Here is a 24,378-nt window from a genome sequence, read left to right as displayed (position 1 = left end):
GCCCTTGCGGGCTTGCTTCGCGCGGCGCTGCTCTGTACGCAGTGAGCGTTTGCAGTTGAGGGAGTCTCCGCATGTCCGATGATCCGAAGACACTGGTCTCGACCACGTGGCTGGCACAGCATCTCAAGGACCCTGATCTGCGGGTGCTCGATGCCTCCTGGTATTTGCCGACCGACGGGCGTGACCCCAAGGCCGAGTATGACGCTGCGCACATTCCGGGTGCACGGTTTTTCGATATCGATGAGATTGCCGACCATCGTTCGGACCTGCCGCATATGGCGCCGCCGGTCGAAAAGTTTATGTCGCGCATGCGGGCCATGGGCGTGGGGGATGGCCATCAGGTTGTCATTTACGACGGCGCCGGACTGCTCTCTGCGGCGCGGGTCTGGTGGCTCTTCCGCCTGATGGGGCAGGAAAATGTGGCTGTGCTGGATGGGGGTTTTCCCAAATGGCAGGCCGAAGACCTGCCCATTGAAGACATGCCCCCCGTGATCCGCGACCGCCACATGACCGTGCGCTTTCAGAACCATCTGGTGCGCGACGTGACGCAAGTCTCTGCGGCCTCCAAGCTGAAAGACCCCCAGATTGTCGATGCCCGGGCGGCGGCGCGCTTTCGCGGCGATGCACCTGAACCGCGCGAGGGGCTGCGGGCTGGCCATGTTCCGGGATCGCGCAACCTGCCGTTCACCGAGCTTCTGAATGACGACAAGACCATGAAGAGCCCAGATGCCTGTCGCGCCGTGTTCGAGACAGCGGGCGTGGATCTGGGCAAACCTATCATCACGTCCTGCGGGTCCGGGGTCACGGCCGCAATCCTTGCTCTGGCCTTGGAGCGGATGGGGCACACGCAATGGTCGCTTTACGATGGATCCTGGGCCGAATGGGGCATGTTCCCCACCGTGCCCGTCGCAACCGGAGACGCCTGATGTTCGAGACCCTCAAGACCCGCCCCGCCGACGGCATTCTTGTGCTGATGCAGATGTACAAGGACGATCCGCGCCCGACTAAGATCGACCTGGGCGTCGGCGTTTATAAGGATGCGACCGGCCTGACGCCGATCATGCGCGCGGTGAAGGCAGCGGAGCACCAGCTTTGGGAGGCGCAGGACAGCAAAGTTTATACGGGTCTCGCGGGCGATCCGGCGTTCTCCGATGCGATGATCCGGCTGGTGCTGGGCGACGCGGTTGCGCGCGACAGCGTGGCTTCGGTGGCGACGCCGGGGGGCACAGGCGCGGTGCGGCAGGCCTTTGAGCTCATCAAGATGGCGCGGCCTGAGGCGCGGGTGTTTGTCTCGGATCCGACCTGGCCCAATCACCTCTCGATCCTGAAGTATCTTGGCATGGAAGCGGTCAGCTATCGTTACTTCGATGAGGAAACCTGCGGCGTCGACTTCGACGGGATGCTGGCAGACATCAAGCAGGCCAAGGCGGGCGATGTCGTGCTGCTGCATGGCTGCTGTCACAATCCGACCGGGGCCAACCTGAACCTCACGCAATGGCAAGCAGTGGTTGACGCGCTGATTGAGACCGGCGCGGTGCCGATGATCGACATTGCCTATCAGGGCTTTGGTGACGGGCTGGACGAGGATGCTGCGGCCACGCGTCTGGTGGCCTCATCCGTGCCTGAATGTCTGATTGCCGCGAGCTGTTCGAAGAATTTCGGCATCTACCGCGAGCGCACGGGTCTATTGATGGCGATCAGCCAGAACACGCAAGCCCGCAAGCTGCATCAGGACACTCTGGCGTTCCTGAATCGGCAAAACTTCTCCTTTCCGCCCGATCATGGGGCACGGCTGGTTACCATGATCCTGAACGACGACGCGCTGAAAGCGGATTGGATGGCGGAGCTGGAAGAGGTGCGCGGCAGCATGCTGGGCCTGCGGGAACAGCTGGCACGGGAGCTCCAGCGGCTTTCCGGCTCGGACCGCTTTGGGTTTCTGGCGCAGCACCGGGGCATGTTCTCGCGTCTTGGCGCCTCGCCCGAGAAGGTGGTCGAGATGCGCGAGACACATGGGATCTATATGGTGGGGGATAGCCGCATGAACATAGCGGGTCTGAATGCCGAGACTGTCCCGATCTTGGCGAAGGCCATCGTGGAGACGGGCGTCTAGCTCAGTTTTTTGACTTTCCGCCTCCGGCGGGGATATTTTTGGCCAGAAGAAGGCTCTCATGCAAAAAGCCCGGGTGGTATGCCCGGGCTTTTCGCTGTTTTGGTGGCCGATGGTTTAGCCTTTGGAGAAGTCCGGATAGGCTTCCATGCCCAGCTCGGATGTATCCAGGCCGTTGATCTCGGCTTCTTCGTCCACACGGATGCCCATGGTGGCCTTCAGGATGAACCAGAGCACCCCGGCAGCCACAAAGGTAAAGACGCCGTAGGCCAGAATGCCGGTGAACTGAACGCCGATTTGTTGCGAAAATGTGCGTTCGACACCTTCGCTGATCTCAGTACGGGTATTGAAGGCAACCGCGAGGGTCCCCCAGATGCCCGCGAAGAGGTGTACCGGGATTGCGCCGACGACGTCGTCAATCTTTAGCTTGTCCAGCATCGGTACTGTCAGCACCACGATCACACCACCAACAGCACCGATCCAGAGCGAGTCGAAGAGAGACGGCGCCAGCGGCTCAGCTGTGATCGAGACCAGGCCCGCCAGACAGCCGTTCAGCACCATAGTCAGGTCGACCTTCTTGTACATGATCTGCGTCAGGATGAGTGCTGCGATAGCGCCCGACGCGGCGGCCATATTGGTGTTGGCAAAGATGCGGCCCACGTCGGTGATGTCACCCACGGTTCCGGCCGCCAGTTGCGAGCCACCGTTGAAGCCGAACCAGCCCAGCCACAGGATGAATGTGCCCAGTGTCGCCAGCGCCAGGTTGGAGCCGGGCATCGGGTTCACCTTGCCGTCCTTGTACTTGCCGATGCGCGGCCCGAGGATGATGGCGCCAGCAAGTGCCGCCCAGCCGCCCACCGAGTGCACGATGGTGGAACCCGCAAAGTCGCTGAAGCCTGCTTCAGAGAGCCAGCCGCCGCCCCACTGCCAGGAACCGGAGATCGGGTAGAGGACGCCCGTCAGCACGACCACGAAGATCAGGAAGGGCCAAAGCTTGATCCGTTCCGCCAGAACACCCGACACGATGGAGGCGGTCGCCGCCACAAACATCAACTGGAAGAAGAAGTCGGAGGCAACCGAGGCATAGTCGAGCGAGGCATCTGCCGCCGCCAGCCCCACCGGCTCAAGCACGGTGGGCGTGATGCTGAACGCCAGATAGCCGTTGAAATCGCCCGGATACATGATGTTGAACCCGATGAACCAATACATGATCGATGCGATGGAAAAGAGCGCGATGTTCTTTGTCAGCTGCATGGTCACGTTCTTGGACCGCACCAGACCGGCTTCGAGCATGGCAAAGCCCGCCGCCATCCAGAACACAAGGAAACCACCCACCAGGAACAGCAGGGTGGTCATGATATACGGCCCGATTTCGTCGAAACCGGGTGCCGGTTCGTCCTGAGCCAGGCCCAGGCTCGGCAGCGCAATCAGCACCGCGGCGGGGGCAAGAGTGTTAAGAAGCTTCATGAGTATCGTATCCCTCGTTGATATCTCGCGATTACAGCGCGTCTTCGTTGGTTTCGCCGGTGCGGACCCGCACCGCCTGATCGACGCTGAGGACAAAGATCTTGCCGTCGCCGATCTTGCCGGTCTGTGCCGTCTTGGTGATGGTCTCGACCACCTGATCGACGACGCTGTCGGCGACAACGATCTCGATCTTGACCTTCGGCACAAAGTTCACGGCGTATTCGGCGCCACGGTAGATTTCGGTATGGCCGGATTGTGAGCCGAAGCCCTTGATCTCCGTGACCATCATGCCGCGCACACCGGCTTCGGTCAGTGCTTCGCGCACTTCCTCCAGCTTGAACGGCTTGATTGTTGCAATGATGAGTTTCACCTCGTATCCCCTTCACTTGCCAGACATGTCTGTGACATTTGCGCCCGCAGAAGACGCCAGAGGGTGGCTGAGTTGAAAGTTGCTGCGGCCAATTTCTGAGCAGAACGCACCGCATATGCCCAAAAATATGGCGGATGATTTTTTCTGCACAAAAAATGGGCGAACTTTTGATTGAATTAATATTCGGCTGCGCCTCAACAATCGCCGCACATCAGGGTAGAGTGCAAAAAACAACAGTGAGCCGGGCAGGTTCGTCATGAGTGATTCACGAAAAGGCAAGCGACCGCTGGTCGCTGACAAACGCTATGCGGTGTCGCCGAAAACCGCACGCAAACCAAAAGCGAAGCCAAAGCCGAAACCGAAGACGCGCCCCCGGAAGGTGGCCCGACGCAAAACGCCCGTCCGCAAGCGCGGTGGGTTGATCGGGCTTGTGCAGCGGCTGATCGGTTGGGTGCTGCGGCTGATCTGGCGGATCACCTGGCGGGTGGGGGCCGTGGCCTGTCTGATCCTCGGGCTGATGGTCGGCTACTACTACACAACTTTGCCGGATGTGACAGAACTGCTCGATGGCCGTGCACGTGGGTCGGTGACGCTGCTCGACAATGACGGGCGGGTCTTTGCCTGGCGTGGCGATCAATTTGGCGGGGCGATCACAACCGATACCGTATCTCCGCATCTGCGCAACGCGATCGTGGCGACAGAAGACAAGCGGTTCTATCGGCATTTCGGGCTCAGCCCACGCGGCATCGCCAGTGCGGTGCGCATCAACCTCAGCGAGGGGCGCGGGCCGCTCTCGGGGCATGGGGGGTCGACCATCACGCAACAGACAGCGAAGCTTTTGTGTTTGGGCGTGCCGTTCGACCCGACTGTGCAGAGCGAAGCGGAATACGAGGCGGAATGCCGTCGCGGCACCATCAAACGCAAGGCGTCAGAGGCGATCTATGCGCTGGCGATGGAAGCCAAGTATTCCAAGGATGAGATCCTGACCGTCTACATGAACCGCGCCTTCCTCGGCGCTGGGGCGCGGGGGTTTGAGGCGGCGAGCCAGCGCTATTTCGGCAAATCGGCGGCCAATGTGACGGCGGCTGAGGCGGCGATGCTGGCGGGGCTCCTGGTGGCACCCACGCGCTTTGCACCCACGAATGACCTCACGCGCTCGCAGAATCGTGCGGCGACCATCGTGCGGCTGATGAACGAGCAGGGTTATCTGAGTGGCAGCGAAGCACGGACAGCGCAGAACAACCCAGCGCAGCTGTCACAGGCCGCTGAGGCCCGCGCGGGCGGCTACTTTGCCGATTGGGTGATGTCCTCCGGGCCGGAGTTCTTCACGCGCAAGACCACCGAGGACGTGATCATCAAGACCACGCTTGACCCGCGCATCCAGCGTGCGGCGGATGATGCGATGGATTGGGTGTTTGAGAACAAGATCCGCCCCGGAAGCAAGGCGCAGGCGGCCATCGTGGTGATGTCTGCAGATGGGGCCGTGCGCGCCATGGTCGGTGGGCGCGAAACCAAGGTGGCGGGGGCCTTCAACCGCGCGGTGCAGGCCAAGCGGCAGACCGGGTCTGCCTTCAAACCCTTTGTCTATGCGGCGGCGCTTGATCTCGGCTATTCCCCGAATGACACGGTCACGGATGAGCCACTGACCATCAATATCCCCGGCTCGGGCCCCTGGTCTCCGCGTAACTACACCAACCAGTTTTATGGCAAGGTCAGCCTGACCCGGGCTCTAGCGGATAGCCTGAATATCCCGGCGGTCAAAGTGTCGGAATTCGTCGGGCGCGACCTGGTGCGGCAAGTGGCCAGCGATTTCGGGCTGGAGAGCGATCTGGCCGCTGGCCCGGCACTGGCGCTTGGGGCGTCTGAAAGCACATTGATCGAGATGACCAGCGCCTATGCGGGCATTCTCAACGGTGGCTCCTCGGTGCAGCCTTACGGGCTGGTGGAGCTGCGCCTGTTGGGTGACGACGACCCGTTGATGGGCACAGGCGGCGGTATTGGCGAGCGTGTGGTGCAGGAGAGTGCCGCGCGTCAACTCATCTACATGATGGAAAAGGTGGTGTCAGAAGGCACGGGAGGGCGCGCGCAGTTCGGTGGCTGGCAACTGGCGGGCAAGACGGGCACGACCCAGGCGGCCCGGGATGCGTGGTTTGTCGGCTTCTCAGCGGATTATGTGGCGGGTGTCTGGATGGGCTATGACGACAATACCCCGCTCACGGGTGTAACCGGTGCGGGCCTGCCAGCCGAGATCTGGCGCGAGACCATGGCGCGCGTGCATGAGGGGATGGCACAGAAGCCCCTGCCGATGATGCAGCCCAGCGGGCGTGGTCTGGTGCGTGCGCCCGACAGCACGCCAAGCGCCGAGAGAGGCGGAGCCGGTCGTTTTCTGGAAGGCTTGCTGCGTGACATTCTGGGCGGCGGCGGAACCAGCACCCAGGAACGCACGCCCCCGGTCCGTGGGAGCGACCGGTAGCCCGGGCGCTCAGCGCAGCTTAGCCTGCGTTGCGCAGATCGTTGATCATGGCACTGATATCGCCGCCGCGCCGGTCCAGCAGCGCGCCGATTTCGCCGCGCTCGGTCAGCAGCAGATTCACACCCTCAATGTAAACATTGAAGAATTTGCTGCTGCCGGATCTGTCAGAGATGTGGAAATTCACCTCAAAGGGACCTTCGCCGCGCAGATAAGCCCGGGTCCGAACTTCATAGCCCGCCTTGATCTGCCGTGTGGACTGGATTTCGACCCGGCCCCCTACGAAATCACGGAACTGGCGACCGTATTTGCGGGTGATATAGGTCGTGAAAGCATCGTTGAAGGCGCGCTTTTCTGACGCCGAGGCCGAGCGGCCATCCGCCCCAAGCGCATATTGCGCCATGATGTTCACATCGGCATAGCGCGCGAACAGCTTTTCGAACTCACGCAGGACGGCGCTGTCGGATTGTCCGGAATTGATCACACGGTCGATATCGGCCACCACCTTGTCGACCAACTGGCGCGCGCCAGCCTCAGTGAGGGCGGAGGCCGGTTGTCCAGCGAGAAGGGCGAGGGCAGCTGCGCCCAGAAGCGTGTGTCTGCGTGTAAGATTACTCGGCATAGGGGTCCTCGTAAGGGTCTGCTGAGAAGGGATCAATGTCGGTCTGTTCGTCCTGTCCAAGCTCGAACCGGCGGTTCTGCAGGTAGATCGAACGCGACTGTGCGTAGCTGTCCGCGCTCTCGTAGAGCACGGAATCGATGGTGTCGGAGAATTTCTCGCGGTCGTTCAACACTGATGCTGTCGCCGTTGTTGGCGGCACTGCGCGCAGGTCGTCATCGAATTTGTTGTTGGTGTTCCTGGTCAGCGGATTGGTGAAGAAATCCACCACCAGCCCAACCGCGTCCCGCTGGGTTGAGGGCCCGAAGACCGGAAGCTCCACATAGGCGCCTTCGCCCGCGCCCCAGACCGCCAGCGTTTCCCCGAAATCGGTCGTGTGCTGCGGGATCTTCAGCTCGGTCGCCGGATCAAATAAGCCAGCCAGGCCGATCGTCGAGTTCATCACAAACCGCACAGTCGCCAGCCCTGTGCCGCGCAAATCGCCCTGAAGCAGGCTGTTCACAGCCACCCGGGGCATCGACAGGTTTTCCGAGAAATTGTTGACGGTATTGCGGATCTCGACAGGCACAACGCCATAGGCTTGCGATACCGGACGCACCAGGTTCTTATCCAACCCTTTGTTGAAGCCGTGAACCTTTCGGTTCTGCGTCTCGTAAGGATCGTTGATCCCGTCTGCCCGGGTCACCGCCTCCTGCGTGGCGCAGGCGCTGAGCGCAAGGACGGTGAGAAGGGCTGCAACGGATCGCGCGGACGCTTTGGAGAGGGAGAAAGCAGGCACTGGAATCATCCTGTGAAATGGTTTGGGCGTTAGTTAAAGCCTTTTACGGCGATGCCCAGAGCGGGCGATGTGGAATCTAGCAGGTGTGATGATTGCGCGACAGCGCAACCCTAAGTCTAATGTGTGGCAACAGTCCACAAATCAAAGGGCGGGCGCCGAATTGTGAGCGGAAATGTGTCGGTTCAACCTGCACGGGCGCGTGGATGGGGTCAAGAGATCCCTGCCGCTCTGTCTGATTTCCTCGCTGTTCCGGTGGCTTAAGGATTGAGCATCATCTTATGTTGCGCGATGTGCCAAACCGGTGCGCAGCGCTTCATATCTGCTTGTGCCCCTCCGAAGACTGGGCATAATCCGCTGCGCGGGCGGCATCAGACTGTGCCCGATTGACCCAAAAGGACATGATCATGAGTATTTCTTCCCGCCTTGCCGAGCTGGGTGTCACCCTGCCGGATGCGCCCGCACCCGCCGCGAACTACGTCCCGTTCGTCCAGATCGGAAGCACGCTTTATGTCTCCGGGCAGATCTCGGCTGACGCGGATGGGCTGGTGACCGGCAAGCTGGGTGCCGATATGGAGGTTGATGCGGGCGCTGCGGCGGCGAAACTCTGCGCCATCAGCCTCTTGGCGCAGGTCAAGGCAGCCTGTGGCGGAGATATCGAACGTCTCGTGCGGGTGGTCAAGCTGACCGGGTTTGTGAATTCGACCGGCGAGTTCACTGATCAGCCCAAGGTGATCAACGGCGCGTCCGACTTTCTTGTCGAAGCGCTTGGCGATGCGGGGCGGCATGCCCGCTCTGCCGTCTCGGCGGCCGCCTTGCCGCTTGGCGTTGCGGTTGAGATCGAAGGCATCTTCGAGATCCGATGAAGGTCGCACTGCCGGAAGCGTTCCTGCACCGCCCGCTGGCCCATCGTGCGTTGCACGATGTGGCGCGCGGGCGTCCGGAGAACAGCCGCGCCGCGGTGCAGGCGGCCATCGACGCCGGATATGGGATCGAGATCGACGTGCAGATGAGCGCGGATGCGCAGGCCATGGTCTTTCACGACGATGCCCTCGACCGGCTGGCCGAGGCCGCAGGCCCTGTACGCGCCGTCTCGGCCCGGAACCTCGGCCAGATTGCTCTGAAGGGCGGTGAAGAGGGCATTCCGGATTTGCCGGACATCCTGTCTTTGGTGGCGGGCCAGGTGCCATTGCTGATCGAGATAAAGGATCAGGACGGTGCACTTGGCCCGGATGTCGGTCCGCTGGAGAACGCTGTGGCAACCGCGCTTGTGCGCTATCCTGGGCCAGTGGCCGTCATGTCCTTCAACCCGCACACGGTGATGCGTATGGCGGAGCTTTGCCCGGCTGTGCCGCGCGGTCTGGTGACCGATCCCTTTGGCGCGCGCGATTGGCCAGCCGTGCCGGAAGCTCGCCGGGCCGAGCTGCGCGCGATACCCGACTACGACCGGGCGGCGTGCAGCTTTGTCAGCCACAACTGGCGCGATCTCGGCAACCCGCGTGTGGCGGCGTTGAAGGATGAGGGGGCCGATATCCTGTGCTGGACCGTGAAGTCCCCGGCTGACGAGACAGAGGCGCGCAAAATCGCCCGGAATATCACATTTGAGCAGTACCTCGCACCGCTCGCCGCTTGATCCCGGGCAGGCGGGGCACAAGTAAGGCGATGAGCAGAGGCGAGGCGATGCAGGAACAGGAAATCGAGATCAGGGTATTGCCATCGCTGCACGACATCGATGCAAGCGACTGGGATGCCTGTGCCTGCCCTGAGGCCGCAGATGGCGCGCGGCCTATGGATCCGTTCACCACCTATCGCTTCTTGCGGGCGCTGGAGGACAGCGGCTCGGTCGGCACCGGCACAGGATGGCAACCGCAGTACCTCACGGCGCGCATCGAAGGCCAGCTGATTGCCGTGGCGCCGATGTATGCCAAGTCGCACAGCCAGGGCGAATACATCTTTGACCACAATTGGGCGCATGCCTACGAGCGCGCGGGCGGGCGCTACTATCCCAAACTGCAGATCGCCGTGCCGCATACCCCTGCTACTGGTCGGCGATTGCTGGTGCGCCCGGGGTTCGAGGAAACCGGCACGGCGGCGCTGATCCAGGGGGCGGTGCAACTGGCCGAGAACAATCGACTGTCGTCGCTGCATCTGACCTTTTGCACCGAAGAGGAGGCCACCCGGGGCGCCGCCATGGGGCTGATGCTGCGCAAGACACAGCAGTTTCACTGGCAGAACGACGGCTATGTGGATTTCGACGGATTCCTCGCGAGCCTCAGCTCGCGCAAGCGCAAAAACATCCGCAAGGAGCGGGCGCGGGCGCAGGCCTTTGGCGGCACGATCCACACCTTCACCGGCGATGCGTTGGAGCCGGAGCACTGGGACGCCTTCTGGCACTTTTATCAGGACACCGGCGCGCGCAAATGGGGCACACCCTACCTCACCCGCCGCTTTTTCGATATTGCGCAGGAGACCCTGCGAGACGATATGGCGCTGGTGCTCGCAGAGCGGAATGGGCGCTGGGTGGCAGGTGCGTTGAACTTTTTTGGCGCTGAAGCGTTATATGGCCGGTATTGGGGATGCACCGAGCACCACCCTTGCCTGCATTTCGAGCTGTGCTACTACCGCGCGATCGATATCGCCATTGCGGATGGTTTGGCGCGGGTCGAGGCGGGTGCACAAGGCGAGCACAAACTGGCGCGGGGCTATCTGCCACAGCCGACGTGGTCGCTGCATTGGGTGAATGATGCGGGCTTTGCGAAAGCCATCGGCGATTATCTCGAAGCTGAGCGTGCGGCCATCGACGAAGAAATCACCGTATTGACGGAATATGGGCCCTTCAAGCGGGCGGAGATTGAGGAACAGGAATGACGGAAAAACTGAGTGAAGAAACCCGCGGCCCCCTGCTGGAGCCGCTGTTTGCCGCTGGCTGGCAGATGGTAGACGGGCGCGATGCCATTGAGAAAACGTTCGTTTTCAAGAATTTCGTGGAGGCGTTCGGGTGGATGACCCAAGTCGCCATCTGGGCGGAGAAATGGGACCACCACCCGGAATGGAGCAACGTTTACAAGACGGTCGATGTGGTGCTGAGCACCCATGATGTGGGGGGGCTCAGCGCCTTGGACGCGAAGCTTGCGCGCAAGATGGACAGTCTCTCGGAGTAAAGAATGGAAGACCTTCTGCAAACCGAGATCTGGCAGGGCAAGACCCTGGCGGATCTTCTGACACTTGATTTCCTCCTGACCACCGCAGGTTCGGTACTGGCGGCCATCTCCATCCTTATGGTGGGCTGGATCGTGTCGGCCTGGCTGCAGCGGCGTGTCAAAAGCCTTAGCAGGCTGAACCGCCATCTGGACGAGACGCTCTTCGACTTCCTGTCGTCGATTGTGCGCTACGTGGTGCTGGGCTTCACCGTCCTCTTTGTGCTCAACAGCTTCGGGGTGCAGACCACATCGGTGGTCGCCGTTATCGGTGCCGCCGGTCTGGCCATCGGCCTGGCCTTGCAGGGCACGCTGTCGAATGTGGCGGCGGGCGTCATGCTCATCCTCTTCCGTCCCATCAAACTGGGCGATTTCGTCGAGGTTGGTGGCGAGATGGGCACGGTCAAGGCGATCACGCTGAACTTCACCGAACTGGCTGACATCAGCAACGTTCAGGTGATCATCCCCAACTCTGAAGTCTGGGGCAATGTGATCACCAATTATTCGACAAACTCCACCCGCCGGGCCGAATGGACTTTTGGTGTGGGCTACGGCGTGAACCTTGCCGATGCGCAGAAGATCATCCTCGATACCATCATGGCGGATGCGCGGTCCAAATCCGACCCGGAGCCCTTCATTCAGGTGAACAATCTGGGCGACAGTTCGGTTGATTTCCTCGTGCGGGTCTGGGTCGATGCGGCGGAGTATTTTGCCTATCAGGCCGACATCAAACGCGCCGTGAAAGAGGCGCTGGATGCAGGTGGGATCGAGATCCCGTTCCCGACCCGCACGATGGTGCAGGCGACCGCCTCCTGATTGGATGGCTCGGCAGGGATACTTGCCGAGCCTTGCCCTTACATGTTTTCCAGCAGCGCTTCACCGCCCGAGACCTCGCAGACGCCGGGGCTTTCCTCGGCCTGCAACAGTGTCACCGTCCCGTCCTCGACCAGCATCGCATAACGCTTGGAACGGCCATGCAGGCCTGCTGGCGGCGCGTCGAAATCCATGCCGATGGCCTTGGTGAAGGAGCTGTCAGCGTCACCCAGCATTGTGATGCCGGCCCCGGTCGCGCCGGTTGCTTCCCCCCAGGATTTCATGACGAAAGGGTCGTTGACCGAGACGCAGATGATCTCATCCACGCCTTTGGCGTCGAACTGATCCTTGGTGCGGATGAAGCTGGGCACATGCGCCGAATGACAGGTGGGCGTGAAGGCGCCGGGCACGGCGAAGATCACCACTTTACGCCCCTTGGTCTTGTCGGCGAGCGAGACAGGCGCGGGGCCGTCTGCGCCCAGTTCGACCAGAGTTGCATCGGGAAGGGGAGAGCCCTGTGAGATCGTCATATGCGGCGCCTTTCTTGCAATTGCGTTTGTCGCTCTAGCGGATATAGGGTGCGGCCTTGGGCGAGACCAGAGAATTCCTTAACGCAAAGGAAGGGAGCAGGATGGGCCATATCATCGTGATCGGAGCGGGGCAGGCGGGGGCCTCCTGCGTGGCCAAACTGCGCGGGCGCGGATGTGAAGATCGGATTACACTGATCGGGGCCGAGCCGGTGCCGCCTTATCAGCGCCCGCCGCTCTCCAAAGCCTATCTGATGGGCGAGATGGCGCTGGAACGGCTGTTCCTGCGGCCCGAGAGCTTCTATGCCGAGCAGGACATCACCCTGCGCATGGGCACGCAGGTCACGGCCATTGTGCCTGATCACCGGCAGGTACATCTGGGGGCCGAAATTTTGCACTATGATGATCTGGTGCTCACCACCGGTTCCGCACCACGCCGCCTGCCCGCCAGCATCGGGGGCGATCTTGAGGGTGTCTATTGCGTGCGCGACCTTGCGGATACCGATGCCATGGCGCCGCAGTTTCAGGCCGAACGCCGCGTGTTGATCGTGGGGGGCGGCTACATCGGGCTCGAAGCGGCGGCTGTGGCGGCCAAGCTGGGCCTGCAGGTGACGTTGGTCGAAATGGCCGACCGCATTCTGCAACGGGTCGCGGCGCCACAGACCAGCGACTATTTCCGCGCGCTGCACAGGCGGCATGGCGTCGACATCCGCGAAGGCGTGGGGCTGGCGCGGCTCACCGGCGATGACGTGGTCAGCGGAGCGGAGTTGAGCGACGGCTCCACACTAGACGTGGATTTCGTGATCGTCGGCGTGGGCATTGCCCCGGCCGCCACGTTGGCCGAGGCCGCAGGGTTAGAGATTGACAATGGCATCCGTGTGGATGCGCATGGGCGCACGTCCGATCCGCATATCTGGGCGGCGGGGGACTGCACGTCTTTCCCCTACCGTGGTGGGCGCATTCGGCTGGAAAGCGTGCCGCATGCGATTGATCAGGCGGAGCTGGTGGCCGAGAATATCCTCGGCGCGGGCCGGGCCTACGCCGCGAAACCCTGGTTCTGGTCGGATCAGTACGACGTGAAACTGCAGATTGCCGGGTTGAACACCGGCTACACGGATGTGGTTGCACGTCTCGGCGCGGGGCAGACGGCGTCCTTCTGGTACTATGCCGGTGATGCGTTATTGGCGGTCGATGCGATGAACGATCCGCGTGCCTATATGATCGGCAAGCGGCTGGTCGAGGCGGGTAAGAGCGCAGATCCGACGCTGGTTGCAGACGTGCAGGCCGACCTGAAACCGCTGCTCAGCGCGTGAGGATCATTGCGGGTCAGTATCGGGGCATGGCGCTGGTGAGCGTTGGCAAGGGCGACGCGGCCGCGCATCTGCGCCCCACGGCGGACCGGGTCCGCGAGAGCCTTTTCAGCGTATTGACCCACCATGGTGTGATTGAGGGCGCGCGCGTGCTTGACCTCTTTGCGGGCACCGGCGCGCTTGGCTTGGAGGCGCTGTCGCGGGGCGCAGCGCATGTGACCTTCGTCGATGACGGTCGCGTAGCGCAGGGTCTGGTCCGGCAGAACATCGCTAAGCTGCGTGCGGAGGAGCAAACCGCCATCCTCAAACGGGATGCACGGCGTTTACCTGCATGTGAGGGTGCGGCATTTGATCTTGTGTTTCTGGATCCGCCTTACGGCAAGGGGCTGGGGGAGACGGCATTGAGGGCTGCGGACGCAGGCGGGTGGCTCGCGCCAGAGGCTTTCATCGTATGGGAAGAAGCGCAGCCGATGCCGGTGCCCGAAGGGTTTGAGCCCGTCGACCAGCGCCGCTATGGCGACACACATGTCAGCTTATTGTCGAAAACAGCGCGCTGATGTGCTATTCAAAGGAGTATGTTCGCCACCGCTTTTTCCTTCTTGTGGCCCGTTTCTCCGGCGCCAACGACGGGGTCGCCAGAGCTAAAACGCAGACCGCCACCGATTTTCATCGGTGACGCGGTACACCCGTGGGGACGGGAGACCTTGCTACTTGCCATTTTGCGCCGGGACGTCGACGACTCGCCAGATCAGCCGGTCGAATAGGTCGGATGGAACAGCCCGCCAGGCGAGAGTGTGAAAATCTCGGCCCCATTTGCTGTCACCCCAATGGAATGCTCAAACTGGGCTGAGAGAGATTTGTCGCGGGTCACCGCTGTCCAGTCGTCGGCCAGCGTCTTGGTCTCAGGGCGGCCGAGGTTCACCATCGGTTCGATGGTGAAGAACATGCCCTCTTCCAGCACCGCCCCGGTGCCCGGACGCCCATAGTGCAGCACGTTGGGTGGCGCGTGAAAGACCCGGCCCAGCCCGTGACCACAGAAGTCACGGACCACAGACATGCGTTGGCTCTCCACGAAGGACTGGATTGCGTGCCCGATGTCGCCAAAGGTCTTGCCCGGTTTGACCGCATCAATGCCCAGCATCAGCGCGTCATGGGTAATCTGGATCAGCCGTTCGGCCTTGCGCGGCAGCTTACCTGCCACATACATGCGGCTGGTGTCGCCGTACCAGCCATCGACAATTACGGTCACGTCGATGTTCAGGATATCGCCATCCTTCAGCCGCTTGTCACCCGGGATGCCATGGCAGACCACGTGATTGACCGAAATGCAGCTGGCGTGTTTGTACCCCTTATAGCCGATGGTGGCGGACGTAGCGCCCGCCTCCTCGACCATTTTGGTGATCGCATCGTCAATCGCGCCGGTGGTCTGGCCCACAAAGATCAGCCCCGCCACATCGTCGAGAATACGCGCAGCAAGCTGGCCCGCGGCATTCATGCCTGCGAAATCGGCCTTTTCGTAAATGCGGATGCCATCTTTGGTATGGCGGCCGCGCAGCTCATCGTCCACGGGACAACTCCATCGTGACTGTTTGGCGCGCTTCTAACGCGCAAAAGATCCAAGAGCCAGAGGGCCGTTAGATCACACACTCAAGCGCGTCTGCGAGATCGACGCCTTGCTGAGTTATAATGGTGCCGTAGCACAAAGTTTCAACGCCCTGATCGCGGGCGCTGCGAAACGTCGCATCATATGCGGGGTCGATATCAGCCGCCAGAGTGAAGCGGGTGCAGTCGGTGCGCTGCACCAGATAGAGCATGATGGCCCGGTGCCCTTGCTGCGCCATTGTAGCCAGTTCAGCAAGGTGCTTGGCTCCGCGCGCGGTCACGCTGTCGGGGAACTCGGCCAAGCCTTCCTGCCGCGAAAGTGTGACGCTTTTAACCTCCACATAGGCGTCTGGCAGGCCCGGCTCCTGCAACAGGAAGTCGATGCGGCTGCCGGTGCCGTATTTCACCTCTGGCCGCACTGTGCCATATGCGGCAAGCTCCGGCACGTCTCGCGCCATCAGCGCCGCTTTCAGCGCCTTGTTGGGCAGCGAGGTGTCGACGCCGGTGAAATGCCCGTTCTCGTGATCAACCAGCCGCCAGCCGTATTTCAGCTTCTTCTTCGGATCGTCATTTGGCTCCAACCAGACCTTTGTGCCGGGCTCTGCAAGGCCCATCATGGAGCCGGGATTGGCGCAATGCGCGGTGATCTCTGCGCCGGAGCTCTCCAGCACGCAATCGGCCAGAAAGCGTTTGTAGCGGCGGGTCAAGCGGGCGGGCACAAGATCGGTTTGAAAGCGCATGAGGCCGGGTCTATACCTCACGCCAGGTGAGACGCAAGGAAGGCCCCCAACATGGCAAACCCAACCGCTGCGATGATGGTGATCGGAGATGAAATCCTCTCAGGCCGGACGCGGGACGCGAATATGTATCACCTTGCGGGCAAACTGACCGAGGCCGGGATCGACCTGCGTGAAGTGCGTGTGGTCAGTGATGACCGCAAGGCGATTGTGGCCGCGGTGCGGGCGCTCTCGGCCGCCTATGACCATGTCTTTACCAGTGGCGGCATTGGGCCCACGCATGACGATATCACGGCGGACTGCATCGCCGCAGCCTTCGATGCACAGATTGACGTGCGGGACGATGCGCTGGCACTGCTCAAGCGACACTATGCGGTCTCTGGTATCGAGTTGAATGCTGCGCGGTTGCGCATGGCGCGTATCCCCGACGGGGCGATGCTGATCGACAACCCGGTGTCCGCAGCACCGGGCTTCACCCTGCAGAATGTGCATGTGATGGCCGGTGTGCCATCTGTTTTTCAGGCGATGGTTGAGGGGCTGCTGCCGCAGCTTGTGGGCGGCGCGCCGCTGGTCTCTGAAACCTTGCGCATTGACCGGGGCGAGGGTGATATCGCCGGGCCCTTGGGCGCACTGGCCGAAGAATATCCGATGTTGAGCATGGGGTCTTACCCGTTCCAGCAAAAGAACGGCACCTATGGGGCCAATGTGGTGATCCGGGGGGCGGACGCTGCTCTGGTGCGGCAGGTCAAGCAGCAGCTGGCCGAGATTTTTGCGGAATGACCTCACCGGATCTCTTTGCCGCGACCGATGCCACATGGCCTGCGGCAGCCTATACGCAGGTGGGGCCTTGGGTGCTGCGAGACGGGCAGGGCGGTGGCAAGCGTGTTTCGGCCACATCCCCCACGGCGGAGGCCCGCCCCGCTGATATCCCGCAGGCAGAGGCGGAGATGACCGCTCGGGGGCAGAGCCTGCTCTTTACTCTGCGCCCCGAGCAAGCTGACATTGATGCAGCGCTGGCGCGGCAGGGGTATGACATCATTGATCCAACCAATCTGTGGCTGGCCCCGATTGAGCGGCTGACCGACGTTTCGCTGCCGCGTGTCACCGCGTTTTGCATCTGGGAGCCGCTGGCGATCATGGAAGAAATCTGGGCCAAGGGCGGTATTGGCCCCGAGCGGTTGGCCGTGATGGCGCGGGCGCAGGAGAAGACCGGCATTCTGGCCCGGTGGAATGAAAAGCCCGCAGGCACTGCCTTTGCCGCGCTGCATCAAGGTGTGTGCATGGTGCATGCGGTGGAGATCCTGCCCGAGCAGCGTCGTCAGGGCGTCGCCAGCTGGGTCATGCGTGCCGCCGCCTTCTGGGCCGCCGCACGCGGCGCGCGGCATATCTCGGTGCTGTGCACCCAAGCCAATGACGGGGGTAACCGGCTCTATTCCTCTCTGGGCTTCGAGGTGGTTGGGCAGTACCATTACCGGCAGAAAAACCCACAGAAGGTTACATGATATGGCGGATGAGACCCTGCCCACAGCGCTGAACCTGCCCATGGTGGACCCGCTGCCCGAGGCCACGCAGACCTATTTCGACATCTGCCAGGACAAGCTGGGGCTGATCCCCAATGTGCTGCGTGCCTATGCCTTTGACATCGAAAAGCTCGATACGTTCACAGCGATGTACAACAGCCTGATGCTAGCGCCGTCCGGCCTCAGCAAGCTGGAGCGGGAGATGATCGCGGTGGTCGTCTCTTCGATCAACAAGTGCTTTTATTGCCTTGTGGCGCATGGCGCTGCGGTGCGCGCGTTGTCGGGGGATCCCCAACTGGGTGAGGCATTGGTGATGAACTACCGGGTGGCCCCGCTTGATGCGCGCCAACGCGCGATGCTGGATTTCGCCGCACAGATGACCACGGCGAGCGCGACAATAGAGGAGGCGGACCGCGCGGCCCTGCGGCAGGCGGGCTTCACCGACCGCGACATCTGGGACATCGCCAATGTGGCCGGGTTCTTCAACATGACGAACCGGGTGGCCAGCGCCACGGCGATGCAGCCCAACGACGATTATCACGCGCAGGCCAGATGAGACGTCTGACCGCTCTTTTCGCCGTGGGCATCTGTGGTTTGCCTCATGTGGCCCCAGCGGATGATTTAATCATGCTGCCGTCCGCCCAGATGACGGTGGAACGGGCCACGCCCCTTGACAGTTTCGCCGCCCCGCAAGCGGTGTTTTCAGACGGAGACGTGCCTGCGGTGACGCTGGAGGGTGCCGTCACGCGCCGGGCGTGGCGGATCGACAGCGGCGGCCTCAGCCCGCTTGAGGTCATGGCACCGCTGCGCAGTCAGCTTGCGGCGCTTGGCTATGACGTCGCTTTTGAATGCAGCAGCACGGAGTGCGGCGGGTTTGATTTTCGCTTTGCTGTCGAAGTGCTGCCGGGGCCGAACATGTACGTCAACATTGGTTCCTACCGCTACCTGACGGCTCTCAAAGGTGACAGCGAAGCGTTGACCATCCTGGCAAGCACGACCTCCGCTTCGGCCTATGTGCAGATCATCCATGTGGGGCCGGCTGAGGCAGTGGCAGCGCAACCGCAAAGACCTGTTGCCCGGGCGCCGGCCGCGCGCCCGGAGGTCGAGGAAACGCAGCCAGACTTGTTGAAAAATGGCTTTCAAGTGCTGTCGGATCTGGAGTTTGACACGGGCAGCACACGGCTTGGCCCCGGCGCATTTGCGTCGTTGGATGCCCTTGCAGATGTGTTGCGCGCCGACCCCGATTTGCGCGTGGCCTTGGTGGGGCACACGGACACCGTGGGCGGTCTTGCCCCGAACATCGCCTTGTCCCGCGCACGTGCTGAGGCGGTTCGCGCCCGGCTGGTGGAGGATTATGGCATTGCGGTAGAACGGCTCGATGCGGAAGGGATGGGCTATCTGGCCCCCGTGGCGTCGAACCGCACACCCGAGGGGCGGGAACAGAACCGGCGGGTCGAGGTGATCCTGCTCAACACCGAAGGCTAGGCATCTCGGCGGGCCAACCTACCAGTCCGACGGCCCCTTGTCCGCAAAGGCGTGCACCAGAAAATCAATGAAGGCCCGGACCTTGGGCTGCGTGAACCGCCCCGGCGGGTAGACCGCATAGATGCCGTGGGTTTCCAGCGGCAGGCTTGGGATGGCATCCTCGACCAGCCCCTTTTGCATCGCATCCGCATAAAGGTAGCTGGGCAGATAGGCGATGCCGAGGCCCGAGATGGCCGCGTTCAACAGCGACTGGCCGTCGTTGACGCTCAGCCAGCCTGCTGTGCGCACCTGGCGCTTTTCGCCTGAGGGCGCGCGCAGCTTCCAGACATTGCCCGACGGCTGGTTCGAATAATGCAGCAGCTTGTGATTGTTGAGATCATCGATCTTCTCGGGGCGCCCGTATTTCTCGAAATAGGCGGGGCTGGCGATCATGCGCCTGCCGGTTTCTGTCAGCTTCCGGGCGCGCAGGCTGCTGTCTTCCAGCTCGCCAATGCGGATTGCCATGTCAAACCCTTCGGAGATCAGTTCCACATAGCGGTTGTTCAGTACCATGTTCACGGTGATGTCGGGGAAGTCGGTCAGAAAGTCGCTCAGCACGGGAGAGAGGTGGTTCACTCCGAAATCCGTGGCCACCGAGATGCGCAGCAGCCCTGTGGGTGCGCTTTGCATCGATGTGACCAGCGCATCGGCCTCGCCCGCGTCATTCAGGACACGCCGCGCGCGATCATAATAGGCCAGCCCGATCTCCGTCGGGCTGACGCGCCTGGTTGTGCGGTTCAACAGTCGCGCGCCAAGACGGGCCTCCAGCGAGGAGACATGTTTGGAGACGGCGGATTTCGAGATGCCCAGCTTTTTAGCCGCATCGGTAAAGCCGCCCTGGTCCACGACCATGGCAAAAGCTTCCATTTCAGTGAGGCGGTCCATGGCGGATCCTTTGGTTGTCCCGATGCTATGTGGCGTTTATGCAGAGCAATTCAGGCAGGATCTGGGCAGATGTGAGACAGTAAGGCGGTTTTTGGCGGAATCGTTCGAGTAGAAGAAACGCTGGAGGATGACACCTGCGTGATCCGCACCCGGTGTTTGGCGGGTCGCGCTCGCATTGCCGTCGACAAATGCCCCAGACGCCTTATCCTCCTTAGAACCACGACAGGAGGAGGAGTCTGATATGAAACATCTATTGGCTGCGATGGCACTTGGGGTGCTGGGTGCAACAACGGCGTTTGCCGGGGGTGAGACCCCGTCAAATCCGGATGCGAAGGTCTATTTTGTGAACCTTGAAGATGGTGCAACCGTGTCGTCGCCCATTCAGGTGGTCTTCGGGCTGAGCGGCATGGGCGTCGCGCCTGCGGGCACCGAGGTTGAGAACACCGGGCACCATCACCTCTTCATCAACCGGCCGCCGTTGGGGGAAGGTGAAGATGGCGCAGAGGAGCTGGAGTACGGCATTCCGGCGGATGAGAACCACATTCATTTTGGCGGTGGACAGACTGAAACCACCATTGAACTCCCGCCCGGACAGCACACCCTGCAACTGGTGCTGGGGGATTGGAGCCACGTGCCCCATGCCACACCAATTGTCTCGGACATGATCACCATCACCGTGGAGTAAGGCGCCTCAGAGCGCTGCGGCCAACCGGGTCCCCTGGTTGATCGCGCGCTTGGCGTCCAGTTCGGCGGCCACATCCGCGCCGCCGATCACATGACAGGGCGTGCCTTGCGCCTCAAGTGCGTCGGCAAGGCTGCGATCTGACAGCTGCCCGGCGCAGAGCACGATGGTGTCCGCCTTCATCAGCGTCGGGGTGTCGCGTGCCTCGCCGTGGGAGATGAGGATACCATCCGCCTCAATGCGCTCGTAGTTCACACCACCGATCATCTTCACGTCTTTCATCGCCAGCGCCGCGCGGTGAATCCAGCCGGTGGTTTTGCCCAGGCGCTTGCCGGGCTTTTCCGCCTTGCGCTGAAGCAATGTGACCTGCCGCGCGGGTGCCTCGGGTTGCGGACCTTCAGGTGCTAAGCCGGAGCGGTGCATGGCCGGGTCCGCCACGCCCCATTCGCGCATCCAGTCCGGCAGGCTTTCCGTGGGGCTGGTCCCTTCGTGGACGAGGTATTCGGCCACATCAAAGCCAATGCCACCGGCTCCGATGATGGCCACGCGTTTGCCCACCTTGGCCTTGCCGCGCAGCACGTCGATGTAGTTGAGCACATGGGGGCTGTCCTGCCCGGGGATCTCCGGGTCGCGCGGCATCACGCCGGTCGCGATGATGACCTCGTCAAAGCCTGCCAGATCTGAGGCGGCGACAGTTCGCCCCAGCTGTACGGTGATCTCATGTTGCGCGATCATGGTGCGATACCAATCGACCAGGCCCCAGAACTCCTCCTTGCCCGGCACCTGCTTGGCCATGTTGAGCTGGCCTCCAATCTCATCGGCCTGGTCGAAGAGGGTCACGACGTGACCCCGCTCCGCCGCCGCAATCGCCGCTGAAAGCCCCGCAGGCCCCGCGCCAACGATGGCGATGGATTTGGGGGTTTCCGTCGGAGTGATCGCCAGCTCGGTCTCGTAACAGGCGCGCGGGTTCACAAGGCAGCTGGAGATCTTGCCGCTGAAGGTGTGATCCAGGCAGGCCTGATTGCAGGCGATGCAGGGTGCGATCTGTGCCGACTTGCCCGCCATGGCCTTGGCGACGAAGTCTGCGTCCGCCAGCATGGGCCGCGCCATCGACACCATATCGGCGCAGCCACCCGCGAGCACCTCTTCGGCGACCTCGGGTGTGTTGATCCGGTTCGAGGTGATCACAGGGATGCCCACCTTGCCCATCAGCTTCTTGGTCACCCAGGCAAAAGCCGCGCGGGGGACAGAGGTGGCAATGGTCGGAATGCGCGCCTCATGCCAGCCGATGCCGGTGTTGAGGATCGTGGCCCCTGCCTTCTCGATCTCCTGCGCCAGTTGCACGACCTCGTCATGGGTCGAGCCATTGGGCACAAGGTCGATCATCGACAGCCGGTAGATCAGAATGAAGTTCGGTCCGACCGCCTCGCGGGTCCGGCGCACAACCTCGATGGGCAAGCGCATCCGGTTCTCGTATGATCCACCCCAGCGGTCTTCGCGCTTGTTGGTATGGGTGACCAGAAACTGGTTCAGGAAGTAGCCTTCCGAACCCATGATCTCCACGCCGTCATAGCCTGCCTCCTGAGCGCGCTCTGCACAGGCCACAATGTCGCTGATCTGCTTTTCGATGCCCTCTTCGTCCAACTCCGCGGGCGGGAAGGGCGAGATCGGCGATTTGATCGCCGAGGGTGCGACGCACTTCGGCCCGTAGGCATAGCGGCCCGCGTGCAGGATCTGCATGGCAATCTGACCGCCCTCCGCATGCACCGCGCGGGTGATCACGCTGTGGTTCGCCACATCCTCGTCGGTGACCATCATCGCGGCGCCCGGCAGCACGGAGCCCTCAAAGTTCGGGCCGATCCCGCCTGTGACCATCAACGCGACCTGACCGCGTGCGCGCGCTGCGTAGAACTCGGCCACGCGCGCCCAGTCCTTGGTTTCCTCCAACCCGGTGTGCATGGATCCCATGAGCACGCGGTTCTTCAGCGTCGTGACCCCCAGATCGAGCGGTGCCAGAAGATGCGGATAGTTGGCCATTGAAACTCCTCCCCGGATGGTATTGGCACGAGATCACATTTTCACATATGGGCTGTCACGCCCGACGCGGCGTCACGGGGGGGTATCATGATCAGATGGGCAAAGCCGGAGGATGCGGAGGCCTTGGCGCAGGTGTTTTATGCGGCAGTACACGAGGGCCCCAGCCTCTACACCGCAGCGCAACGGGCCTCCTGGCTGCCACATCCCCCCGAGGGTCAGGCCTGGGCGGAGCGGCTCGCACCTTTGCAGGTGGCGGTCGCTGAGGTCAGCACTGAGATCGTCGGCTTCATGGGGTTGGGCACAGACGGCTATGTTGATTTTGCCTTTGTGCATCCCGCCCACCAGGGCACCGGCGTGTTTCGCAGGCTCTCTGGGCATATCGAGGCACAGGCGCGCGCGGCGGCAGAGCCCCGCCTCTGGACCCATGCCAGCCTCATGGCGCAACCGGCCTTTCAGGCCATGGGCTTTTCGATTATCCATCACGAAACGGTGCAGCGGGCGGGTGAAAGCCTGCAACGCGCCAAGATGGAGAAGACCCTGAGATGACCCCCGAAGACATCGCCAAGCTGCCCTATCGTCCTTGTGTTGGTGTGATGCTTGTGAACCCCGCAGGCTATGCGTTTGTGGGTCAGCGTCTGGACAGCGAATACGACGCCTGGCAGATGCCGCAAGGCGGGATCGACACGGGCGAAGATCCGCGGGACGCTGCTCTTCGAGAGCTGTGGGAAGAAACCGGCGTGACCGCCGATCTGGTCAATATCGAGGCTGAAAGCCAGCAGTGGCTGCCTTATGAGCTGCCGTTTGATCTGGTGCCGAAGCTCTGGAAGGGGCGCTATCGCGGGCAAAAGCAGAAGTGGTTTCTGATGCGGTTCCACGGGCAAGACAGCCAGATTAACATTGCGACCGAGCACCCCGAGTTCTCGCGGTGGCAGTGGCTGGCCGCAGACAAACTGGTGCAGAACATCGTGCCCTTCAAGCGTGACGTCTATGCTGCGGTGATGGCGGAATTTGCCGAGCAGCTCTAGGCGCTACACAACAAACTCGGTCTGCGAGGCCTGGGAGCCGCCCCCGGCTGGCAAGCCGGGCAGCGCCTGATCCCCCTCGATGGGGGTGAGGGCGCTTGGCCTCCCCAACGATTTAGGGTCGCAATATCGGCACATGCGGCCCCGCGCTCTCGGGTAGAAGGCCGATCAGGCGCGGATCGTCGGTGATCTGGACGGCCTGTTTCACCGGCGTGAAGCCAATGTGCCGATAAAACCCCAGCGCTTGTGGGCTGTCGATCGTGCAGGTGCTCAAATGAAACCGGGAGATCGGCTTTGACCACGCGCGCTCAATGCTTTCGGTGATCAAATAGCGGCCCGCACCTGTTCCGATCAACTCGGAGGTCAGGCCGAAGTATTGCAGCTCACACGCCCCTGCCTTGCGGAAGTCGAGCTCCATCAGCGCCAGATCCACACCACCACGCGACAGGGTATAGAACTCCACGTCCGGGTCGGCTAAAACCACCTCAAGTACCGCATCATCCTGCCTCAGGCGGCCAAACCACAACCAATCGAGCCCGCCCACGCGAGTCAGGATGTCACGATACCACGGCACATCCGGTGTGACCTGCCGAAACGTCACGCCTTCGGGCAGGGCGTTGGCTTCCGTGGCCACTTTGGTGGTCATCTCAAGGTAGGTGATCACCACGGCGAGTTTGCCGCGCGGCACATCGTGAAATCCATCATTGAGCATGC

28 protein-coding genes are annotated in these 24,378 nt (G+C 62.1%); 17 read left to right on the top strand and 11 right to left on the bottom strand.

Features of this window, described 5'->3' with window-relative positions:
* Positions 1-71 precede the first annotated feature (71 nt).
* Together sseA and So717_RS03675 are read left to right on the top strand one after the other, a co-directional pair.
* On the top strand, positions 72-926 hold the full coding sequence (gene sseA, locus So717_RS03680) for a 3-mercaptopyruvate sulfurtransferase (protein ID WP_159974828.1): 855 nt from the start codon (positions 72-74) through the stop codon (positions 924-926).
* Positions 926-2,110 (top strand): amino acid aminotransferase, encoded by a 1,185-nt coding sequence (locus tag So717_RS03675; protein ID WP_159974827.1) that lies wholly within the window; start codon positions 926-928, stop codon positions 2,108-2,110. Before sseA ends, So717_RS03675 begins: the two co-directional genes overlap by 1 nt.
* A gap of 114 nt (positions 2,111-2,224) precedes the next feature.
* On the opposite strand, the gene So717_RS03670 is transcribed toward So717_RS03675, so the two are convergent.
* From So717_RS03670 to So717_RS03660, 3 genes are read right to left on the bottom strand one after another with little or no spacing between them, the layout of a single operon-like run.
* A complete protein-coding gene (locus So717_RS03670; protein WP_159974826.1) occupies positions 2,225-3,574 on the bottom strand; it encodes an ammonium transporter in 1,350 nt (449 codons plus the stop codon).
* Between the two features lie 31 nt (positions 3,575-3,605).
* Positions 3,606-3,944 (bottom strand): P-II family nitrogen regulator, encoded by a 339-nt coding sequence (locus So717_RS03665; protein WP_159974825.1) that lies wholly within the window; start codon positions 3,942-3,944, stop codon positions 3,606-3,608.
* Between the two features lie 12 nt (positions 3,945-3,956).
* Positions 3,957-4,202, bottom strand: a complete 246-nt coding sequence (locus So717_RS03660) for a hypothetical protein (RefSeq protein WP_159974824.1) — start codon at positions 4,200-4,202, stop codon at positions 3,957-3,959.
* Here So717_RS03660 and So717_RS03655 point away from each other — a divergent pair.
* Positions 4,201-6,417 carry a transglycosylase domain-containing protein gene (locus tag So717_RS03655; protein ID WP_159974823.1) on the top strand — a complete coding sequence of 739 codons (2,217 nt, stop codon included), beginning with the start codon at positions 4,201-4,203 and terminating at the stop codon, positions 6,415-6,417. The genes So717_RS03660 and So717_RS03655 overlap by 2 nt on opposite strands.
* Before the next feature lie 19 nt (positions 6,418-6,436).
* Here So717_RS03655 and So717_RS03650 read toward each other — a convergent pair whose 3' ends face one another.
* Complete coding sequence (locus So717_RS03650) at positions 6,437-7,036, bottom strand: MlaC/ttg2D family ABC transporter substrate-binding protein (RefSeq protein WP_159974822.1); 600 nt, start codon at positions 7,034-7,036, stop codon at positions 6,437-6,439.
* Complete coding sequence (locus So717_RS03645) at positions 7,026-7,820, bottom strand: MlaA family lipoprotein (RefSeq protein ID WP_159974821.1); 795 nt, start codon at positions 7,818-7,820, stop codon at positions 7,026-7,028. The genes So717_RS03650 and So717_RS03645 overlap by 11 nt, the downstream gene beginning before the upstream one ends.
* 395 nt (positions 7,821-8,215) lie before the next feature.
* On the opposite strand from So717_RS03645, the gene So717_RS03640 reads away from it, so the two are divergent.
* From So717_RS03640 to So717_RS03620, 5 genes are read left to right on the top strand one after another with little or no spacing between them, the layout of a single operon-like run.
* Positions 8,216-8,674, top strand: a complete 459-nt coding sequence (locus So717_RS03640; protein WP_159974820.1) for a RidA family protein — start codon at positions 8,216-8,218, stop codon at positions 8,672-8,674.
* Positions 8,671-9,441: a glycerophosphodiester phosphodiesterase family protein gene (locus tag So717_RS03635; protein WP_159974819.1), complete on the top strand. Its 771-nt coding sequence runs from the start codon at positions 8,671-8,673 to the stop codon at positions 9,439-9,441. The genes So717_RS03640 and So717_RS03635 overlap by 4 nt, the downstream gene beginning before the upstream one ends.
* A gap of 47 nt (positions 9,442-9,488) precedes the next feature.
* Complete coding sequence (locus So717_RS03630) at positions 9,489-10,676, top strand: GNAT family N-acetyltransferase (protein ID WP_159974907.1); 1,188 nt, start codon at positions 9,489-9,491, stop codon at positions 10,674-10,676.
* Positions 10,673-10,969: a 4a-hydroxytetrahydrobiopterin dehydratase gene (locus tag So717_RS03625; protein WP_159974818.1), complete on the top strand. Its 297-nt coding sequence runs from the start codon at positions 10,673-10,675 to the stop codon at positions 10,967-10,969. Before So717_RS03630 ends, So717_RS03625 begins: the two co-directional genes overlap by 4 nt.
* A gap of 3 nt (positions 10,970-10,972) precedes the next feature.
* Complete coding sequence (locus So717_RS03620) at positions 10,973-11,821, top strand: mechanosensitive ion channel family protein (protein WP_159974817.1); 849 nt, start codon at positions 10,973-10,975, stop codon at positions 11,819-11,821.
* Positions 11,822-11,859: 38 nt separating this feature from the next.
* Here So717_RS03620 and So717_RS03615 read toward each other — a convergent pair whose 3' ends face one another.
* The gene (locus So717_RS03615; RefSeq protein ID WP_159974816.1) at positions 11,860-12,348 is read right to left on the bottom strand and encodes a peroxiredoxin; all 489 of its coding nucleotides are present in this window, start codon (positions 12,346-12,348) and stop codon (positions 11,860-11,862) included.
* Positions 12,349-12,449: 101 nt separating this feature from the next.
* On the opposite strand from So717_RS03615, the gene So717_RS03610 reads away from it, so the two are divergent.
* Positions 12,450-13,658, top strand: a complete 1,209-nt coding sequence (locus So717_RS03610) for an NAD(P)/FAD-dependent oxidoreductase (RefSeq protein WP_159974815.1) — start codon at positions 12,450-12,452, stop codon at positions 13,656-13,658.
* Positions 13,655-14,212, top strand: a complete 558-nt coding sequence (rsmD, locus tag So717_RS03605; protein WP_159974814.1) for a 16S rRNA (guanine(966)-N(2))-methyltransferase RsmD — start codon at positions 13,655-13,657, stop codon at positions 14,210-14,212. The genes So717_RS03610 and rsmD overlap by 4 nt, the downstream gene beginning before the upstream one ends.
* Positions 14,213-14,403: 191 nt before the next feature.
* On the opposite strand, the gene map is transcribed toward rsmD, so the two are convergent.
* Both map and sfsA read right to left on the bottom strand, forming a co-directional pair.
* Positions 14,404-15,222 carry a type I methionyl aminopeptidase gene (gene map, locus So717_RS03600; protein ID WP_159974813.1) on the bottom strand — a complete coding sequence of 273 codons (819 nt, stop codon included), beginning with the start codon at positions 15,220-15,222 and terminating at the stop codon, positions 14,404-14,406.
* 67 nt (positions 15,223-15,289) lie between these two features.
* Entirely contained in the window at positions 15,290-15,997 is a 708-nt protein-coding gene (gene sfsA, locus So717_RS03595; RefSeq protein ID WP_159974812.1) for a DNA/RNA nuclease SfsA, read from the bottom strand.
* 51 nt (positions 15,998-16,048) lie between these two features.
* Here sfsA and So717_RS03590 point away from each other — a divergent pair, with 51 nt between their 5' ends.
* The 4 genes from So717_RS03590 to So717_RS03575 are packed head-to-tail and all read left to right on the top strand — an operon-like array spanning position 16,049 to position 18,999.
* Complete coding sequence (locus So717_RS03590) at positions 16,049-16,774, top strand: competence/damage-inducible protein A (RefSeq protein WP_159974811.1); 726 nt, start codon at positions 16,049-16,051, stop codon at positions 16,772-16,774.
* Entirely contained in the window at positions 16,771-17,496 is a 726-nt protein-coding gene (locus tag So717_RS03585; protein WP_159974810.1) for a GNAT family N-acetyltransferase, read from the top strand. The genes So717_RS03590 and So717_RS03585 overlap by 4 nt, the downstream gene beginning before the upstream one ends.
* Before the next feature lies 1 nt (position 17,497).
* Positions 17,498-18,070, top strand: a complete 573-nt coding sequence (locus So717_RS03580; protein WP_159974809.1) for a peroxidase-related enzyme — start codon at positions 17,498-17,500, stop codon at positions 18,068-18,070.
* Positions 18,067-18,999: an OmpA family protein gene (locus tag So717_RS03575; protein ID WP_159974808.1), complete on the top strand. Its 933-nt coding sequence runs from the start codon at positions 18,067-18,069 to the stop codon at positions 18,997-18,999. The genes So717_RS03580 and So717_RS03575 overlap by 4 nt, the downstream gene beginning before the upstream one ends.
* Positions 19,000-19,017: 18 nt before the next feature.
* On the opposite strand, the gene So717_RS03570 is transcribed toward So717_RS03575, so the two are convergent.
* Positions 19,018-19,923, bottom strand: a complete 906-nt coding sequence (locus So717_RS03570; protein ID WP_159974807.1) for a LysR family transcriptional regulator — start codon at positions 19,921-19,923, stop codon at positions 19,018-19,020.
* Between the two features lie 241 nt (positions 19,924-20,164).
* Here So717_RS03570 and So717_RS03565 point away from each other — a divergent pair, with 241 nt between their 5' ends.
* A complete protein-coding gene (locus tag So717_RS03565; RefSeq protein ID WP_159974806.1) occupies positions 20,165-20,608 on the top strand; it encodes a DUF4399 domain-containing protein in 444 nt (147 codons plus the stop codon).
* A 6-nt stretch (positions 20,609-20,614) separates the two neighbouring features.
* Here So717_RS03565 and So717_RS03560 read toward each other — a convergent pair whose 3' ends face one another.
* Positions 20,615-22,642, bottom strand: coding sequence for an NADPH-dependent 2,4-dienoyl-CoA reductase (locus So717_RS03560; protein WP_159974805.1), 2,028 nt, complete (start codon positions 22,640-22,642; stop codon positions 20,615-20,617).
* 87 nt (positions 22,643-22,729) lie between these two features.
* On the opposite strand from So717_RS03560, the gene So717_RS03555 reads away from it, so the two are divergent.
* The gene (locus tag So717_RS03555) at positions 22,730-23,188 is read left to right on the top strand and encodes a GNAT family N-acetyltransferase (protein ID WP_159974804.1); all 459 of its coding nucleotides are present in this window, start codon (positions 22,730-22,732) and stop codon (positions 23,186-23,188) included.
* Positions 23,185-23,667 (top strand): RNA pyrophosphohydrolase, encoded by a 483-nt coding sequence (locus So717_RS03550; RefSeq protein WP_159974803.1) that lies wholly within the window; start codon positions 23,185-23,187, stop codon positions 23,665-23,667. Before So717_RS03555 ends, So717_RS03550 begins: the two co-directional genes overlap by 4 nt.
* A gap of 112 nt (positions 23,668-23,779) precedes the next feature.
* Here So717_RS03550 and So717_RS03545 read toward each other — a convergent pair whose 3' ends face one another.
* A complete protein-coding gene (locus tag So717_RS03545; RefSeq protein ID WP_159974802.1) occupies positions 23,780-24,376 on the bottom strand; it encodes a GNAT family N-acetyltransferase in 597 nt (198 codons plus the stop codon).
* Between the last annotated feature and the right edge of the window lie 2 nt (positions 24,377-24,378).

It is taken from the genome of Roseobacter cerasinus (assembly GCF_009811755.1).
Lineage (GTDB): Bacteria > Pseudomonadota > Alphaproteobacteria > Rhodobacterales > Rhodobacteraceae > Roseobacter > Roseobacter cerasinus.
This window is presented reverse-complemented; position numbering and strand designations above follow the sequence as displayed.

Excerpts from the sequence above, each read along its gene's own strand:
- sseA (WP_159974828.1), top strand. The coding sequence starts at position 72 with ATGTCCGATGATCCGAAGACACTGGTCTCGACCACGTGGCTGGCACAG.
- So717_RS03675 (WP_159974827.1), top strand. The coding sequence starts at position 926 with ATGTTCGAGACCCTCAAGACCCGCCCCGCCGACGGCATTCTTGTGCTG.
- So717_RS03670 (WP_159974826.1), bottom strand. The coding sequence starts at position 3,574 with ATGAAGCTTCTTAACACTCTTGCCCCCGCCGCGGTGCTGATTGCGCTG.
- So717_RS03655 (WP_159974823.1), top strand. The coding sequence starts at position 4,201 with ATGAGTGATTCACGAAAAGGCAAGCGACCGCTGGTCGCTGACAAACGC.
- So717_RS03660 (WP_159974824.1), bottom strand. The coding sequence starts at position 4,202 with ATGACGAACCTGCCCGGCTCACTGTTGTTTTTTGCACTCTACCCTGAT.
- So717_RS03650 (WP_159974822.1), bottom strand. The coding sequence starts at position 7,036 with ATGCCGAGTAATCTTACACGCAGACACACGCTTCTGGGCGCAGCTGCC.
- So717_RS03645 (WP_159974821.1), bottom strand. The coding sequence starts at position 7,820 with ATGATTCCAGTGCCTGCTTTCTCCCTCTCCAAAGCGTCCGCGCGATCC.
- So717_RS03640 (WP_159974820.1), top strand. The coding sequence starts at position 8,216 with ATGAGTATTTCTTCCCGCCTTGCCGAGCTGGGTGTCACCCTGCCGGAT.
- So717_RS03635 (WP_159974819.1), top strand. The coding sequence starts at position 8,671 with ATGAAGGTCGCACTGCCGGAAGCGTTCCTGCACCGCCCGCTGGCCCAT.
- So717_RS03630 (WP_159974907.1), top strand. The coding sequence starts at position 9,489 with ATGCAGGAACAGGAAATCGAGATCAGGGTATTGCCATCGCTGCACGAC.
- So717_RS03625 (WP_159974818.1), top strand. The coding sequence starts at position 10,673 with ATGACGGAAAAACTGAGTGAAGAAACCCGCGGCCCCCTGCTGGAGCCG.
- So717_RS03620 (WP_159974817.1), top strand. The coding sequence starts at position 10,973 with ATGGAAGACCTTCTGCAAACCGAGATCTGGCAGGGCAAGACCCTGGCG.
- So717_RS03615 (WP_159974816.1), bottom strand. The coding sequence starts at position 12,348 with ATGACGATCTCACAGGGCTCTCCCCTTCCCGATGCAACTCTGGTCGAA.
- So717_RS03610 (WP_159974815.1), top strand. The coding sequence starts at position 12,450 with ATGGGCCATATCATCGTGATCGGAGCGGGGCAGGCGGGGGCCTCCTGC.
- sfsA (WP_159974812.1), bottom strand. The coding sequence starts at position 15,997 with ATGCGCTTTCAAACCGATCTTGTGCCCGCCCGCTTGACCCGCCGCTAC.
- So717_RS03590 (WP_159974811.1), top strand. The coding sequence starts at position 16,049 with ATGGCAAACCCAACCGCTGCGATGATGGTGATCGGAGATGAAATCCTC.
- So717_RS03585 (WP_159974810.1), top strand. The coding sequence starts at position 16,771 with ATGACCTCACCGGATCTCTTTGCCGCGACCGATGCCACATGGCCTGCG.
- So717_RS03580 (WP_159974809.1), top strand. The coding sequence starts at position 17,498 with ATGGCGGATGAGACCCTGCCCACAGCGCTGAACCTGCCCATGGTGGAC.
- So717_RS03575 (WP_159974808.1), top strand. The coding sequence starts at position 18,067 with ATGAGACGTCTGACCGCTCTTTTCGCCGTGGGCATCTGTGGTTTGCCT.
- So717_RS03570 (WP_159974807.1), bottom strand. The coding sequence starts at position 19,923 with ATGGACCGCCTCACTGAAATGGAAGCTTTTGCCATGGTCGTGGACCAG.
- So717_RS03565 (WP_159974806.1), top strand. The coding sequence starts at position 20,165 with ATGAAACATCTATTGGCTGCGATGGCACTTGGGGTGCTGGGTGCAACA.
- So717_RS03560 (WP_159974805.1), bottom strand. The coding sequence starts at position 22,642 with ATGGCCAACTATCCGCATCTTCTGGCACCGCTCGATCTGGGGGTCACG.
- So717_RS03555 (WP_159974804.1), top strand. The coding sequence starts at position 22,730 with ATGATCAGATGGGCAAAGCCGGAGGATGCGGAGGCCTTGGCGCAGGTG.
- So717_RS03550 (WP_159974803.1), top strand. The coding sequence starts at position 23,185 with ATGACCCCCGAAGACATCGCCAAGCTGCCCTATCGTCCTTGTGTTGGT.
- So717_RS03545 (WP_159974802.1), bottom strand. The coding sequence starts at position 24,376 with ATGCTCAATGATGGATTTCACGATGTGCCGCGCGGCAAACTCGCCGTG.